The organism is Streptomyces sp. NPDC056835 (genome assembly GCF_042789485.1).
Lineage (GTDB): Bacteria > Actinomycetota > Actinomycetes > Streptomycetales > Streptomycetaceae > Streptomyces.
Map to the genome: position 1 here is coordinate 357,457 of NZ_JBHUBB010000001.1, position 13,711 is coordinate 371,167.

General features: G+C 70.9%; 16 protein-coding genes and 1 pseudogene. 9 read left to right on the top strand and 8 right to left on the bottom strand.

Annotated features, from left to right (window positions below):
* Positions 1 to 68 precede the first annotated feature (68 nt).
* Positions 69 to 866 carry a vancomycin high temperature exclusion protein gene (locus ACFRMN_RS01605; protein ID WP_383011581.1) on the top strand — a complete coding sequence of 266 codons (798 nt, stop codon included), beginning with the start codon at positions 69 to 71 and terminating at the stop codon, positions 864 to 866.
* 92 nt (positions 867 to 958) lie between these two features.
* Here ACFRMN_RS01605 and ACFRMN_RS01610 read toward each other — a convergent pair whose 3' ends face one another.
* From ACFRMN_RS01610 to ACFRMN_RS01620, 3 genes and pseudogenes are all read right to left on the bottom strand, one after another.
* A complete protein-coding gene (locus tag ACFRMN_RS01610) occupies positions 959 to 1,435 on the bottom strand; it encodes a gamma-glutamylcyclotransferase family protein (protein WP_383011584.1) in 477 nt (158 codons plus the stop codon).
* Entirely contained in the window at positions 1,432 to 1,761 is a 330-nt protein-coding gene (gene cutA, locus ACFRMN_RS01615) for a divalent-cation tolerance protein CutA (RefSeq protein WP_383011587.1), read from the bottom strand. Before cutA ends, ACFRMN_RS01610 begins: the two co-directional genes overlap by 4 nt.
* A 48-nt stretch (positions 1,762 to 1,809) precedes the next feature.
* A pseudogene (locus ACFRMN_RS01620) lies at positions 1,810 to 3,775 on the bottom strand (ABC transporter ATP-binding protein).
* On the opposite strand from ACFRMN_RS01620, the gene ACFRMN_RS01625 reads away from it, so the two are divergent.
* Positions 3,683 to 3,937 (top strand): hypothetical protein, encoded by a 255-nt coding sequence (locus tag ACFRMN_RS01625; RefSeq protein ID WP_383012060.1) that lies wholly within the window; start codon positions 3,683 to 3,685, stop codon positions 3,935 to 3,937. The pseudogene ACFRMN_RS01620 and the gene ACFRMN_RS01625 sit on opposite strands and share 93 nt — an antisense overlap.
* On the opposite strand, the gene ACFRMN_RS01630 is transcribed toward ACFRMN_RS01625, so the two are convergent.
* Together ACFRMN_RS01630 and ACFRMN_RS01635 are read right to left on the bottom strand one after the other, a co-directional pair.
* Positions 3,889 to 5,757, bottom strand: coding sequence for an ABC transporter transmembrane domain-containing protein (locus tag ACFRMN_RS01630; protein ID WP_383011590.1), 1,869 nt, complete (start codon positions 5,755 to 5,757; stop codon positions 3,889 to 3,891). The two genes, ACFRMN_RS01625 and ACFRMN_RS01630, sit on opposite strands and share 49 nt — an antisense overlap.
* Before the next feature lie 55 nt (positions 5,758 to 5,812).
* The gene (locus ACFRMN_RS01635; RefSeq protein WP_383011593.1) at positions 5,813 to 6,448 is read right to left on the bottom strand and encodes an NADPH-dependent FMN reductase; all 636 of its coding nucleotides are present in this window, start codon (positions 6,446 to 6,448) and stop codon (positions 5,813 to 5,815) included.
* A 52-nt stretch (positions 6,449 to 6,500) separates the two neighbouring features.
* Here ACFRMN_RS01635 and soxR point away from each other — a divergent pair, with 52 nt between their 5' ends.
* The 4 genes from soxR to ACFRMN_RS01655 all read left to right on the top strand — a co-directional run bounded on the left by soxR (position 6,501) and on the right by ACFRMN_RS01655 (position 9,768).
* A complete protein-coding gene (gene soxR / locus ACFRMN_RS01640; protein WP_383011596.1) occupies positions 6,501 to 6,956 on the top strand; it encodes a redox-sensitive transcriptional activator SoxR in 456 nt (151 codons plus the stop codon).
* A gap of 211 nt (positions 6,957 to 7,167) precedes the next feature.
* On the top strand, positions 7,168 to 7,962 hold the full coding sequence (locus ACFRMN_RS01645) for an aminotransferase class IV (RefSeq protein ID WP_383011599.1): 795 nt from the start codon (positions 7,168 to 7,170) through the stop codon (positions 7,960 to 7,962).
* Positions 7,963 to 8,206: 244 nt separating this feature from the next.
* Positions 8,207 to 8,869: a hypothetical protein gene (locus ACFRMN_RS01650; RefSeq protein ID WP_383011602.1), complete on the top strand. Its 663-nt coding sequence runs from the start codon at positions 8,207 to 8,209 to the stop codon at positions 8,867 to 8,869.
* Between the two features lie 320 nt (positions 8,870 to 9,189).
* The gene (locus ACFRMN_RS01655) at positions 9,190 to 9,768 is read left to right on the top strand and encodes a class F sortase (protein ID WP_383011605.1); all 579 of its coding nucleotides are present in this window, start codon (positions 9,190 to 9,192) and stop codon (positions 9,766 to 9,768) included.
* A gap of 99 nt (positions 9,769 to 9,867) precedes the next feature.
* Here the strand turns inward: ACFRMN_RS01655 and ACFRMN_RS01660 are convergent, their stop codons facing one another.
* The 3 genes from ACFRMN_RS01660 to ACFRMN_RS01670 form a co-directional block, all read right to left on the bottom strand.
* Complete coding sequence (locus tag ACFRMN_RS01660; RefSeq protein ID WP_383011608.1) at positions 9,868 to 10,647, bottom strand: sulfite exporter TauE/SafE family protein; 780 nt, start codon at positions 10,645 to 10,647, stop codon at positions 9,868 to 9,870.
* A gap of 153 nt (positions 10,648 to 10,800) precedes the next feature.
* A complete protein-coding gene (locus tag ACFRMN_RS01665) occupies positions 10,801 to 11,337 on the bottom strand; it encodes an SDR family NAD(P)-dependent oxidoreductase (protein ID WP_383011611.1) in 537 nt (178 codons plus the stop codon).
* Positions 11,280 to 11,537, bottom strand: coding sequence for an SDR family oxidoreductase (locus tag ACFRMN_RS01670; protein ID WP_383011613.1), 258 nt, complete (start codon positions 11,535 to 11,537; stop codon positions 11,280 to 11,282). The genes ACFRMN_RS01665 and ACFRMN_RS01670 overlap by 58 nt, the downstream gene beginning before the upstream one ends.
* Positions 11,538 to 11,712: 175 nt before the next feature.
* Here ACFRMN_RS01670 and ACFRMN_RS01675 point away from each other — a divergent pair, with 175 nt between their 5' ends.
* From ACFRMN_RS01675 to ACFRMN_RS01685, 3 genes are all read left to right on the top strand, one after another.
* A complete protein-coding gene (locus ACFRMN_RS01675) occupies positions 11,713 to 12,354 on the top strand; it encodes a TetR/AcrR family transcriptional regulator (RefSeq protein ID WP_383011616.1) in 642 nt (213 codons plus the stop codon).
* Between the two features lie 69 nt (positions 12,355 to 12,423).
* Positions 12,424 to 12,675 carry a DUF397 domain-containing protein gene (locus ACFRMN_RS01680; protein WP_383011619.1) on the top strand — a complete coding sequence of 84 codons (252 nt, stop codon included), beginning with the start codon at positions 12,424 to 12,426 and terminating at the stop codon, positions 12,673 to 12,675.
* 103 nt (positions 12,676 to 12,778) lie between these two features.
* Complete coding sequence (locus ACFRMN_RS01685) at positions 12,779 to 13,708, top strand: oxidoreductase (protein ID WP_383011622.1); 930 nt, start codon at positions 12,779 to 12,781, stop codon at positions 13,706 to 13,708.
* Positions 13,709 to 13,711: the final 3 nt, after the last annotated feature.

Sequence of the window (13,711 nt, forward strand, 5' to 3'; positions counted from 1 at the left end):
CGTCGATCGTCGTACAGAGCGGAGAGCGGGTTGAACGGGGAATCCAGGACCACCCAGAGGGGACCACCATGCCACTGCCGAAGCTGTCACGCCTACGCGTGTCACGCCTACGCTCGCTATGGCTGCGCGTGCCACGGCTGCGCGCGCTACGGCTGAAGCGTCAGCCACGGCAGCCCGAAGAGGCCCGGCCGCCGCGTTTCCGGCTCACCCGACGTCGCCGGAGACACCTCGTGCAGGCCGTCATGCTCGGGTGCGTACTCGCGCTGGCGCCCGCGACGTGGATGCACGCGGTCGCGGACAGCCGGATCCGTACGGTCGCCGAGGTCCCGGCGCGGGACGTCGCCGTGGTCTTCGGCGCCGGGCTGAGGTCCGGTCGGCCGACGCCGTATCTCGCGCACCGCCTCGACGCGGCGGCGGAGCTGTACAGCGCGGGGAAGGTGAAGGTCGTGCTGGTGACCGGGGACAACAGCCGGGAGGAGTACGACGAGCCGAGCGCGATGCGGACGTATCTGGCCGAGCGCGGGGTGCCGGACGACCGGGTCGTCAGCGACTACGCGGGGTTCGACACCTGGGACTCCTGCGTACGGGCCAAGAGGATATTCGGGGTCGACCGGGCGGTGCTGGTGACACAGGGGTTCCATGTCCGGCGCGCGGTGGCGCTCTGCGGGGCGGCGGGCATCGAGTCGTACGGCGTCGGCGTCGCGGAGCCGCATGACGCGACCTGGTACTACGGCGGGATACGGGAGGTCTTCGCCTCCGGGAAGGCGGCGGCGGAGGCGGCGGTCCGGCCCAATCCCATGTTCCTCGGACCGGCCGAGACGGGGGTGGCCGAGGCGCTGGCGGCGGGCGGCGGTGGCGTCCGCTGACGCCACCGGACACTCGCTGCCGCCACCTGACACTCGCCGACGCCATCCGACGCGCGCCGACGCCCGCCACTCTGCCCACCGTCCGCGTCCGGTCAGCCCCCGCGGATGCGGCGGATATGGGCGAGCCAGTCGCCGTCCTCGATCAGCCGTCCGCGCGCCCGTAGCGCGCGGGTGACGCTCGGCGCCGCGAAGTAGACCCAGGCCCTGGCCGGGGTGCCGTCGGACCGCAGGACGTCGCGGGCCACCCGTACGTACAGGTTGCGCGGATCGCCGGGGGCCTCGTACCCCTCCAACTCGTCCAGTCCGGCGAGCAGTCCGTCGTACTCCCCCGGCTTCGCCGTGACCAGGTCGCCGACGACGCCGGAGGAGACTGTGCCGGGGGCCTCGATCGCGTACGGGTAGCCGGGGCCGTCGTACAGCAGCGCTCCCGCCAGCCTGGCCGGTTCCTCCGCGGCCACGCGTCCGCGCAGGCACAGGTCGTGATTCCGCTCGCCCGGCCGCAGCGTGCCGTAGACGAAGAACGGAAGCCCGCCCTCACGTCCGTCGTCAGCCCCGGCGCCGGCCCTCATGGTGCGACAGTCTCCTCGGCGATCCACGCCAGATACTCCGCGCTCCCCCGCACCACCGGCGTGGCAATGATCTCCGGTGTCTCGTAGTCGTGAGCCTCCTTCAGATGGGCCTCCAGCGCGTCATAACGGGCGGCGGTGGTCTTGAAGAGGATCTGCCACTCCTCGCTGGTCTCGATCGCGCTCCGCCAGCGGTACACGGAGGTGACCGGCGCGGAGATCTGCGCACAGGCGGCGAGCCCGGCCTCGATCACACCCCGGGCCAGGTCCTCCGCCTTGTCGGCGCTGTCGGTCGTGGTCAGCACGGTCAGGCACGCGGTGGGTGGCACGAACGGACTCCTTCGGGTTCCGGATGTTCGGTGGCGGGCCGGGGGACCTTACACCGCGAGGGCCGGGAACTGCGAGGCGTACAGCCGCGCGTACGCGCCCTCCGCCACCAGCAGTTCGTCGTGCGAGCCCTGTTCGACGATCGCGCCGTTCTCCATCACCAGGATCACGTCCGCGTCCCGGATCGTGGAGAGCCGGTGCGCGATCACAAAGCTCGTACGGCCGTGGGCCAGCCGCGCCATCGCCTTCTGGATCAGCACCTCGGTCCGGGTGTCCACCGAGCTGGTCGCCTCGTCCAGGACCAGGATGGCCGGTTCCGCGAGAAACGCCCGTGCGATGGTGAGGAGTTGCTTCTCGCCCGCGCTGAGTCCCGCGCCCTCCTCGTCCACGACCGTGTCGTAGCCGTCGGGGAGCGTACGGATGAACCGGTCCGCGTGCGTGGCGCGCGCCGCCTCCACGACGCGTTCGCGCGAGACGTCGCCGGGGGCGCCGTACGCGATGTTGTCCGCGATCGTGCCGCCGAACAGCCAGGTGTCCTGGAGGACCATGCCGATCCCCGACCGCAGCTCCTCCCGGGGGATCCGCGCGATATCGACGCCGTCGAGTGTGATCCGGCCGCCCGTCACCTCGTAGAACCGCATCAGCAGATTGACCAGGGTGGTCTTGCCCGCACCCGTCGGCCCGACGATCGCGACCGTCTGCCCCGGGTACACCGAGAGCGACAGATCGTTGATCAGCGGCTTGTCGGGCTCGTACCGGAACGACACCTTCTCGAACGAGACTGTCCCCGGGCCTGGCCCCCGGCCCGTGTCCGGGAGCTGGCCTGTGTCTGTGTCTGTGTCTGTGTCTGTGTCTGTGTCTGTGTCTGTGCCCGGGACCGGGACCGGGACCGGGACCGGGACCGGGACCGGGACCGGGACCGGAGACGGAGAGGGGGACGGGACCAGGGCCGGGGACGGGACCAGGGCCTGTGTCTGTGCCCGGGACCGGGACCGGGACCGGGACCGGGACCGGAGACGGAGAGGGGGACGGGACCAGGGCCGGGGACGGGACCAGGGCCGGGGACGGGGACGACTCCTCCTCCGCGTCCAGCAGCTCGAAGACCCGCTCGGCGGACGCGATGCCCGACTGGAGGAGGTTGGCCATGGACGCGAGCTGCGCGACCGGTCCGTTGAATTCGTACGAGTAGTGGACGAAGGCCTGGACATCGCCGATGGACAGCGTCCCCGAGGCGACCTTCAGCCCGCCGGCCACCGCGATCAGCACATAGGTCAGATTGCCGACGAAGCTCAGCGCGGGCTGAATGACCCCCGAGATGAACTGCGCCCGGAAACTCGCCTCGTACAGCTCCTCGTTGTGCTTCTCGAAGGTGCGGACGGCCTCGCGCTTCCGGCCGAAGACCAGCACCTCGGCGTGACCGGTGTACATCTCCTCGACATGGCCGTTGAGCCGGCCGGTGACGGCCCACTGCTTGACGAACTGCGGCTGGGCCCGCTTCCCGATCCGTACCGCCACCAGGACGGACACGGGGACGGTCGCCAGGACGATCAGCGCCAGCGGCGGTGAGATCCAGAACATCATCGCCAGCACGCCGACGAGCGTCAGCACTCCGCGCACCATCTGGCCGAACGCCTGCTGCATGGTCTGGGTGATGTTGTCGATGTCATTGGTGGTACGGGAGAGGACTTCGCCACGCGGCTGCTTGTCGATGTACGCGAGCGGCACCCGGGACAGCTTCGCCCGCGCCTCCTCGCGCAACCGGTAGCCGGCCCGCTGGACGACCTCCATCGTGAGCCGCGTCTGCGCCCAGCTGAGGGCGGCGGACACGAAGGCCAGGGAGAGGACGACGGCGAGGGCCCGTGCCACCGCCGGGTAGTCGACGCCGTGCGGACCGCCGGCTCCGGAGACCACCAGATCGGTGGCATGGCCGAGGATCTTCGGGAGGACGACGACGAGGGCTATGGCTGCCGTCCCGGTGGCGAGCACGCCGAGCAGCAGCGCCCGCTCGGGCGCCATCGTCCGCAGCAGCCGTACGGCGGAGCGGCGGAAGTCCAGGGAGCGTTCGAGGGACGGTCCCGCGGTCAGGCCGGGGCCGCGCTGCGGCGCGGGCCCCCGGCGTTCGGGAGCGCTCATGCGGCTTCCTCCTCGCTGAGCTGGGAGAGGACGATCTCCCGGTAGGTGTCGTTGTTCCGCATGAGCTGTTCATGGGTTCCGGTGCCGACGACCCGGCCCTCGTCGAGGACCACGATCCGGTCGGCGCCCCGGATGGTGGAGACGCGCTGGGCGACGATCACCACGGTCGATCCCGCGGTCTCCCCGGCCAGCGCCGCCCGGAGCGCCGCGTCGGTGGCGTAGTCCAGCGCCGAGAACGAGTCGTCGAAGAGATAGATCTCGGGGCGTGCTACCAACACCCGTGCGATGGCGAGGCGTTGGCGCTGCCCGCCGGAGAGATTGCCGCCGCCCTGTGCGACCGGCGCGTCGAGTCCCTCCGCCTGCGCGGCCACGAATCCGGCCGCCTGCGCGGTCTCCAGCGCTCGCCACAGCTCGTCGTCGGTCGCGTCCGGCTTCCCGTAACGGAGGTTGGAGGCGACCGTTCCGGAGAAGAGGTACGGCTTCTGCGGTACGAATCCGACCGTACGGGCGAGCAGGGCCGGGTCCATGGCCCGGATGTCGGTGCCCCCGATCCGTACCTCGCCCTCGGTCGGGTCGAGCAGTCTCGGCACCAGATTGAGCAGGGTGGTCTTGCCGCTGCCCGTGGAGCCGATGACGGCGGTCGTACGACCGGGACGCGCGGTCAGATCGACGGCGCGCAGCACGGGCTCCTCGGCTCCGGGGTAGCGGAATCCGGCGCCCCGGATCTCCAGCCGACCGGCGTCGGCGAGCAGGTCCCCGGGCAACTGGGCACCGGGCAACTGCGCCCCGGGCAACTGGGCACCGGACAACCGGGCACCGGACAGCGGGCCTCCTGGCAGCGGGGCCTCAGACAGCTGATCCCCGGAAAGCCCGGCCCCGGAAAGCCCGGCTCCAGAAAGCCCTGCCCCGGACGGCTCGGTTTCCAGGACCTCCTGGACGCGCTCCGCGCTCACCGCCGCGCGCGGCAGCTGCGTCAGCAGAAAGACCGTCATCATCACGGCCATCAGGATCTGCATCAGATAGCTGAGGAAGGCGATCAGCGAACCGGCCCGCAACGCACCGGAGTCGAGGCGATGCCCACCGACCCAGACGATCGTGACGGTCGCGAACTCCCAGACCAGTATGACCGTCGGCAGCATCCACGCGGTGAGCCGGCCGGTCCGCAGGGCGACGGTCATCAGCTCCCGGTTGGCCCGGGCGTACCGCCGCTGCTCGTGCGTGTCGCGCACGAAGGCCCGGATGACCCGCACCCCGGTGATCTGCTCCCGCGTCATCCGGTTGACCTGGTCGATACGCCGCTGCATGCCCGCGAACAGCGGTGGCATCCGCCGGACGATCAGACCGAGACAGCCGCCGAGCAGCGGTACGAAGATCAGCAACAGCAGCGAGAGCGGCACATCCTGCCTGACGGCCATCGCGATCCCGCCGACACAGGTCAACGGGGCCGCGACCAGCATGGTCAGCCCGATCGCCGTGAGGGTCTGGACCTGCTGGACGTCATTGGTCGTCCGGGTGATCAGCGAGGCGGCGCCGAAGCGGCCCATCTCCCGTACGGAGAAGTCCTGCACCCGGGAGAAGACGGCGGACCGCAGATCGCGGCCGACGCCCATCGCGACCCGGGCCCCGAAGTACACGGCCGCGCCGGCGGCGAGGATCTGGAGCAGGGTGACGGCGAGCATCACACCGCCCGTCGACAGCACATGGCCGGTGTCACCTGTCAGCACACCGTTGTTGATGATGTCGGCGTTGAGAGTGGGCAGGTAGAGCGTGGACAGCGTCTGGATCAGCTGGAGCACGACGACCAGCGCGAGCAGCCCGGTATAGGGGCGCAGCCGGTCGCCCAGCAGGCGGATCAGAACGGACATCTCTTGTGTCCCCCGTATACGTATGAATGCGAAGTGGGCGGGCGGACGGCCGTGGTCAACCGGCGTACGGACGGACGGATTTGGCCTCGCGCAGCGCCAGCGCCCACCAGGCGAGCCGGTCGAGCATCGTCCGCGCGGCGGCGTCGCACGCGGCGGGGTCCCGGTGCCGGCCCTCGGCGTCGAAGTGCGCGTGCGCGTTGTGGAAGGAGACCGTGTCCCGGACGGTGACGGCGTGCATCTCGGCGAAGATCTGGCGCAGTTGCTCGACGGCGCGCAGCCCGCCGGACATCCCGCCGTACGAGACGAAGCCGACGGGCTTGGCCTGCCATTCGACGAAGTGCCAGTCGATCAGCGCCTTGATGGCGGCGGGGAAGGAGTGGTTGTACTCGGGGGTGAGGACGACGAAGGCGTCGGCGCCCGCCAGCGCCGGGGTGACCTTGTCGAGTTCGGCCCGTACGGCGGGGCCGGGGCGGGAGGAGAGGGGGGCCGACAGGTCCGTGTCGGCGAGATCGATGAACGTAGTGGTGAAGTCCTCGCGCTCGGCGGTACGGGAGAGGAACCAGTCGGCGACGACGGGGCCGAAGCGGCCCTCGCGGTTGCTGCCGAGGATGACGGCGAGCCGCAGCCCGCCCTTCTTCCCGGTGTGTCCGGGCACGGCTGTGATCGCGGATTCCCGCGTGGTGAGGTCCATGGGAAGAGCGTCATACTTCAACCATGGTTCAGGTCAAGTTACGCTGGCCCGCATGACGCATCTCGCCTGGAACGCCAAGGAAGCCACCGTCGGTGAACTGGCCGAACGCAGCGGCGTCGCCCCCTCCGCGCTGCGCTTCTACGAACGCGAGGGGCTGATCAGCAGCCGCCGTACGACCGGTAACCAGCGCCGCTACAGCCGGGACACGCTCCGTCGGGTCGCCTTCATCCGTACCTCGCAACGCCTCGGCATCCCGCTCGCCACGATCCGCGATGTCCTGGCGCTGCTGCCGGAGGACCGTACGCCCACCCGGGAGGACTGGGCGCGGATCTCCGAGTGCTGGCGCGACGACCTCGACCAGCGCATCCGTGCGCTGCGGCGGCTGCGGGACAACCTCGCGGACTGCATCGGCTGCGGCTGTCTGTCGCTGGACCGCTGCGTGCTCTCCAACCCCGGCGACGAACTGGCCTCGCACGGGCCGGGACCGCGCCGGCTGATAGAGGACTGACCGATCGAGGACCCGCCGATCAGGGACCGGCCGATCAAGGACCGAGCCCGATCAAGGACTGACCGTTCCAGGACCGAGCCCGATCGAGGACCGGCCGATCAAGGACCGAGCCCGGCCCCGGCCCGACCGAGACCGGCCCCGGCCCGACCGAGACCGTCCCCTGCCTCTCCGCCTTCCCGCCCATACGGGCGACCGGCATACCGTGAGGCGCATGACGACTACCACCACCGCACCACAGCCGCTGATCGAGGTCGACGGCCGGCCCGCCACCGAGGCCGACCTGCGGCTCCGCGCGCTCGACACGTACGGGCACTTCACCGCCATGCAGATCAGGGACGGCCGGGTACGCGGTCTGGACCTCCATCTCGCCCGGCTGGACGCCTCGACCCGGGAGCTGTTCGGCTCGGGTCTGGACGGCGAGCGGGTACGCGCCCTGCTCCGGCACGCGCTCGGTGACGTACGGGACGCCTCGGTGCGGGTGTACGTGCACTGGCCCGAGGGGGCGGCGGAGGCCAGCCTGATGGTGACGGTACGGCCGCCGGCGGCCCCGGACGGGCGGGCGCGGAGCCTGATGTCCGTCCCGTATCTGCGCCCGGTCGCGCACATCAAGCATCTGGGCGGCTTCGCCCAGATCCACTACGGGCGGGTGGCCAGGAACGCGGGCTTCGACGACGCGCTGCTGACCGGCGAGGGCGGGGTGGTGGCCGAGGCGGCGATCGCCAATATCGCGTTCTGGGACGGCGATTCGGTGGTCTGGCCGGACGCCCCGCTTCTGACGGGGATCACCATGGCGTTGGTGGAGTCCCGTCTCCCGGGCGCCGGTCTCCCTTCGGTACGCCGTGAGATCACCTTGGCGGACCTGCCCCGGTACCGGGCGGCCCTGGTCACCAACTCGCACGGGATCGCCCCGGTGGACCGGATCGACGACACGGTCTTCCCGGGGGACGCGGCGCTGGTGAAGCGGGTGACCGAGCTGTACGACGGGGTGGAGTGGGACCGTATCTGAGTGACGGGACGGCCCCCGGGGCGACCGGTCCGGGCATCGGCTCACCCGTTCAGCGCGGCACGGGCCGCCCTGCCGACGGACCGCCGCCGCTCCGCCGTGACCTGCGACGACACCGGCGCGCGGGCCCGGCGGGCTCCCCCCGGCCGACGAATCTGATCGCCCATCAGCAGGCGTGCGCGCTCCGGGGCGCCTTATCTCGGAGGTGACGAGTACCGCGCCGTTGCCAGCCTCGGAGGATGCCACCATGCCCACCACTGTCCGACTGCAGACCGCGACCGCGCTGGCAGCCGCCGCGATAGCCCTGACCGTCACGGGCAACACGGCGGCCGTCGCCGTGGACCGTGACGGTAGCTGGGACACCGGCCGTGACAGCGGCCAGGAGGGCAGTTGGGACGGCGGACGCGACGGCAACTGGGACAGCGGGCGTGACGGGAGCCGGGACAGCGGGGGTGACGGGAGCCGGGACGACGCGCGTGACCGCGGGAAGCCGGCCCGGCTGGATCTGTCCCCCAGGCGCGTGCGCCCCGGCACCAGCGTCGTCGCCAGGACCACGGCATGCGGACGTGACGGCAGCGGCCGGGGCTTCGCCGAGTCCGTCGGCGCCGGGGAATTCAGGCTGGAGCGCCGCGCCACCCCCAAGGAGGCCGTGGCCGGGGAGTTCCGGGTGGCGCGCCACGCCAGGACCGGAACCCACAGCATCCGCGTGCGCTGTGACAACGGCAGAGAGGCCCGTGGCGAGCTCTTCGTGGAGCACGGCGGGCCGACCGGCCATGTGAGAACGGGGGTCGGCGGCAGCGTCGCCCCCGACACCACCCAGATCGCGGCGGGCGTGGCCATTCTGGCCGCAGCCGCCGTCGGCGGGACCTGGCTCCTGCGTCGCCGGGCGAGCGGCGCGCAGGCAAGCTGACGGGCCGGTCTCCACCGCCCCGGTCCCGCCCCGCGTCCCCGTCCCCGTCACGCTCATCGCTGACGGGGGCGGGGAACCTCTCCATACAAAGGCTCGGAACACAGCAGCGGGACACCGCACGACCAGCGAGCCATCCGCACGACCGACGGGAAAACAGGAGAACAGGACTGATGACCGCCAGGGCCAGGCGCAGAGGCAGAGGCATGTACGGGGCCGGGTGCGGCGCCATATGCGGAGGAGGCGGTGGCAGAGGCGCGTGCGCGTGCGGAGCCGGCGGCCGGACCAGGGGCGGCGGTTCTGGCTGGCTGATAGCCATTCCCGTGCTGGTCGGGATCTGGCTCGTCCAGAACGGCTCCGAGCCCGTGACCCCGCCCATGCCGACCGCCGCGGAAGCCTTCGCCGCGGGCCCCGGAAGCCACAGCGAGCTCACCGCCGCTCCGATGCGGCCCTCCGCCCCGGTGCGTCTGAGCATCCCCGAGATCAAGGTGAACGCGCAGGTCCTCGGGCTGGGGCTGGGGCGCGACGGCAGTCTCGACGTACCGCCGTCCGGCATTCGCAACATCACGGGCTGGTACAAGGACGGCGCCACCCCGGGGGCCAAGGGGACCGCGGTCCTGGCCGGTCATGTCGACAACGCGCAAGGACCCGCCGTCTTCTACGAGCTGGGCACGCTCAAGAAGGGCCATCTCATCGAGGTGACCCGCGCGGACGGCCGTACCGCCGTCTTCACCGTCGACGCGCTTGAGGTCTACGACAACGCCGACTTCCCCGACCGCAAGGTGTACGGGGCCACGGACCGGGCGGAGCTACGGGTGATCACCTGCGGGGGCGGCTTCGCCAAGAAGGGCGGCTACCAGGGCAATGTGGTGGTGTACGCCCATCTCATCGGCACGAAATAGCACCGGAGCAGGCGCGGGCCCTCCAACCGCGCGCCCCCAGACCCCCGGGCCCCCCGGGCCCCCCGGGCCCCCCAGACCCCCCGGGCCCCAACGGCGCGCTCACGCCTTCCACTGGTCGAACGCGAGCTTCGCCACCAGCGAGAACACCACCACCAGCAGCACCCCGCGCACGAACTCGCTTCCCTTCCGAAGAGCCATCCGCGCACCGATCATCCCGCCCGCCAGATTGAACACCGCCATCAGCGCGGCCAGTTGCCACAGCACGGTGCCCTGGTAGGCGAACATCGCGAGCGCGCCACCGTTGGTGCAGACGTTCACGATCTTCGCGGTGGCGGAGGCCGTCACCAGATCGAGGTGGAGTACGGCGGTGAGCGCGAGCACAAGAAACGTTCCTGTACCGGGTCCGAACAGCCCGTCGTAGAAGCCGATCCCGCCGCCGACCAGCACGATCGCGGTGACCGTACGCGCCCGGGTGACCGGGCCGCCCGCACCCGTCCCGCCGAAGGACGGCCGCAGCAGGACGAAGGCCGCCACGGCGAGCAGCACCACCATGATCACGGGCCGGAGCACGTCGCTGCTGATCCCGGCCGCGAAGAAGGCGCCGGCCATCGAGCCGGCCAAGGCCGCGAGCCCGATCCGTACGGCCGTCCTCACCTCGACCGGCGTCTGGCGCAGATAGGTCACCGCCGCGCCCGAGGTGCCGACGATGGCGACGGCCTTGTTGGTGCCGAGGATGTGCGCGGCGGGTACGTGCGGCAGCCCGAGGAGCATCGCGGGCAGGAGCAGCAGCCCGCCCCCGCCCACCACGGCATCGATCCAGCCGGCCGCCCCGGCGGCGAGGCAGAGCACAACGAGCATGGTCAGCGATATGTCGGGCATGATCACGACCCTATGGACGGGCTGTGTGCCCCGTCCATGGCTCCAGGGAGAGTGTGAGCTACCCGGCCCTCCGTCACCTCATCGCTGCTCAAGCGGCGGCGCGACCTGATCACTGGCCACTGAGCCTTTTCCAGCCTTCCGCGCGCACCGTGTTCAGCGAGCCTGGTCGGTCGGCCGGATCAGAATCTCGTTGACGGCGACGTGCTCGGGCTGGGCAAGCGCGTACAGGACGGCGCCGGCGATGTCCTCGGCTCGAAGGGTCCGCATGGACTCGGCCATGGTCTTCGCCGCGGCCTGCGTGGCCGGGTCGGTGATGTGGGTGGCCAGCTCCGTCGCGACGAATCCGGGCTCGACGACGATGACGCGTACGCCCTGCGCGGTGACTTCCTGCCGCAACGCTTCCGAGAAGGCGGTGATGCCGAATTTGGTCGCCGCGTACACACCGCCGCCGGCCGATGCGGTACGCCCCGAGGTCGAGGAGATCTGCACCACGGCGCCCTTGCCCCGCAGCAGGTGGGGCAGTGCGGCATGGACCGCGTACATCGATCCGAGCAGGTTGGTCTCGACCATGCGCGTCCACTCCGCGGTGTCCGCGTCCAGGATCGGGCCGCTGAGCATGACGCCCGCGTTGTTCACCAGGGCGTCGAGGGCTCCGAAGTGATCGACGGTCGCCGTGACCGCGTCGTGCACCGACTGGCGGTCGGTGACGTCGAGTCCAGGACCAGCGTCTCGCCGGGGGCGTCCTGTGCGAGGGACTTCAGCCGGTCGGCCCGACGAGCCCCGACGGCCACCCGGGCGCCGGCCTTCGACAGCGCGAGCGCGGTGGCCCGGCCGATGCCCGAGGACGCACCGGTGACCAGGACGACCTTTCCTTCAAGGGTGTTACTCACGTTTTCCTCCCAGGGATGCGTGGAGAAGCACTAATCCGCCAGGTGCCCTGACGGCGACACCGGCGACCGGCCCGGCAGAAAGTGACCGCCGAGTCATGTTGAGCGTAACACCAAATATGACCGCTCGGTCATGTTGCTGATAGGCTTCCGGTCACCGAGGAGGGAGGAGGCACGCATGACCGGGACGACAGCCACTCCGGGCCCAAGAGCGGACATGGTGCGCAACCGGCGTCTACTGCTCCAAGCCGCGACCGAGGCGTTCGCCGAGCACGGAACGGAAGCATCGATGGGCGAGATCGCCCAGCGCGCCGGCCTCGCCAAAGGCACCGTGTTCCGGCACTTCGCCTCGAAGGAAGACCTGCTCGCGGCGATCATGCTCCAGCTGCTCGACCGACTGATCGGCACAGCGGAACGCCTCGTTGAGGCCGACGACGCGGCAACGGCGCTACGGGAGTTCATGACCGACGGCGTCGAGGCACTGGCCACCGACCGCGCGTTCTGCGAAGTGATCGGACGCCCGTCACTGGAACATTCCGGCGTACGGGACGCGATCGGCCGCCTCTGCGACGCGGCTGAGGCACTCGCGGCTCGGGCACGTGAAGAAGGCACCGTCCGCGCCGACATCACGGGCACGGACATCGTGCTGCTACTCGGCGGCATCCACCAGACGGCAGCCCCCCTGCTGACCGCCCAGCCGCAAGCATGGCGCCGCTACCTCGAACTGGCCCTCGACGGACTACGCACCACGGGCGCCGGCACATTGCCACACCGGCCGCCCCGCCACCTGCACCTCACCGACCTCCCCGGGGACGCCTGACCCGCGTCGCGGCCGACCAGCTCCACGCTTCACACACCAGAAGCTTTCTGTCGTCAGCCGGTAGCGGTCATGACCGGGGTGACGCTCGGCGTGTTTCAACGTCCACACCTCGACCGGAAGTCGGCTGTCGTCCACCACGTCCGACGTGGCCGAGCACTCCCGGCACTCCACCATGAAGTCGAGGTCGCGTTCCTCGACAACGGACGTGTGGCGATGCGCGACAGCAAGGACAAGGGCAACGGCCCCGCTCTCGTCTTCACCCCCGGTGAGTGGGCGGCGTTCGAAGGCGGCGTGCTGGACGGCGAGTTCAAGCGGCCGTAGCGCCGCGCCGTGCGTAGCATCAAGAGCGTCCGACCGGACTCGATCGGTCGGGCGCTCTTTACTGTCGTACACAGACAACATGTGAATGCGCGAGGAGCACCCCATGACGACCGGCTGGAGCACGCGCGACATCCCCGACCAGAGCGGACGCGTCGCCGTGGTCACCGGCGCCAACAGCGGGATCGGTCTCGTCACCGCCCGCGAGCTGGCCCGCCGGGGCGCCCACGTGATCCTCGCGTGCCGCAGCGAGACCCGGGGCAGGGAGGCCGAGGCGCTGATCCGTGAAGAAGTGCCGGGCGCCGGGGTGGAGTTCGGGCGGCTGGATCTCGCGGACCTCTCCTCCGTACGGGCCTTCGCCGCCGCGTATCCGGTCGAACGGCTCGATCTGCTCATCAACAACGCGGGCGTGATGGCACTGCCGTACGGCACGACCGCCGACGGCTTCGAGACCCAGTTCGGCGTCAACCACCTCGGTCACTTCGCCCTCACCGGGCTGCTCCTCCCCCGGCTGCTCGACACCCCGGGGGCCCGGGTGGTGTCCGTCTCCAGCGGTTTGCACGCGCTGGCCAATATCGATATCCGTGATCTCAACAGTGAGCGCCGCTACCGCCGTTGGGTGGCCTACGGCCGCTCCAAGTCGGCGAATCTGCTCTTCGTCCACGAGCTGGCGAGGCGGCTGGCCACCGCGGGCTCGGACATCGTCGCCGCCGCCGCGCAGCCCGGGTACGCGGCCACCAATCTCCAGACGGCCGGCGTCAGGATGGAAGGACGCGGGACCGCGGAGCGGATCGTCTCGCTCGCCAACCGGATCATCGCCCAGCCCGCCGAGGCGGGCGCCCTGCCGACGCTGTACGCGGCGACCGCGCCCGGCGTACGGCCCGACTCGTTCACCGGGCCCAGGATCCAGGGCTGGCGGGGCCCGCCCGTCCCGTCGTTCCGCGCGTCCTGGACCCTGGAGGACCGCGCGGGGAAGCTGCTGTGGGCGGCGTCGGAACGGCTCACGGACGTGCGGTACGCGAGCCTCCCCGGGTAGGCC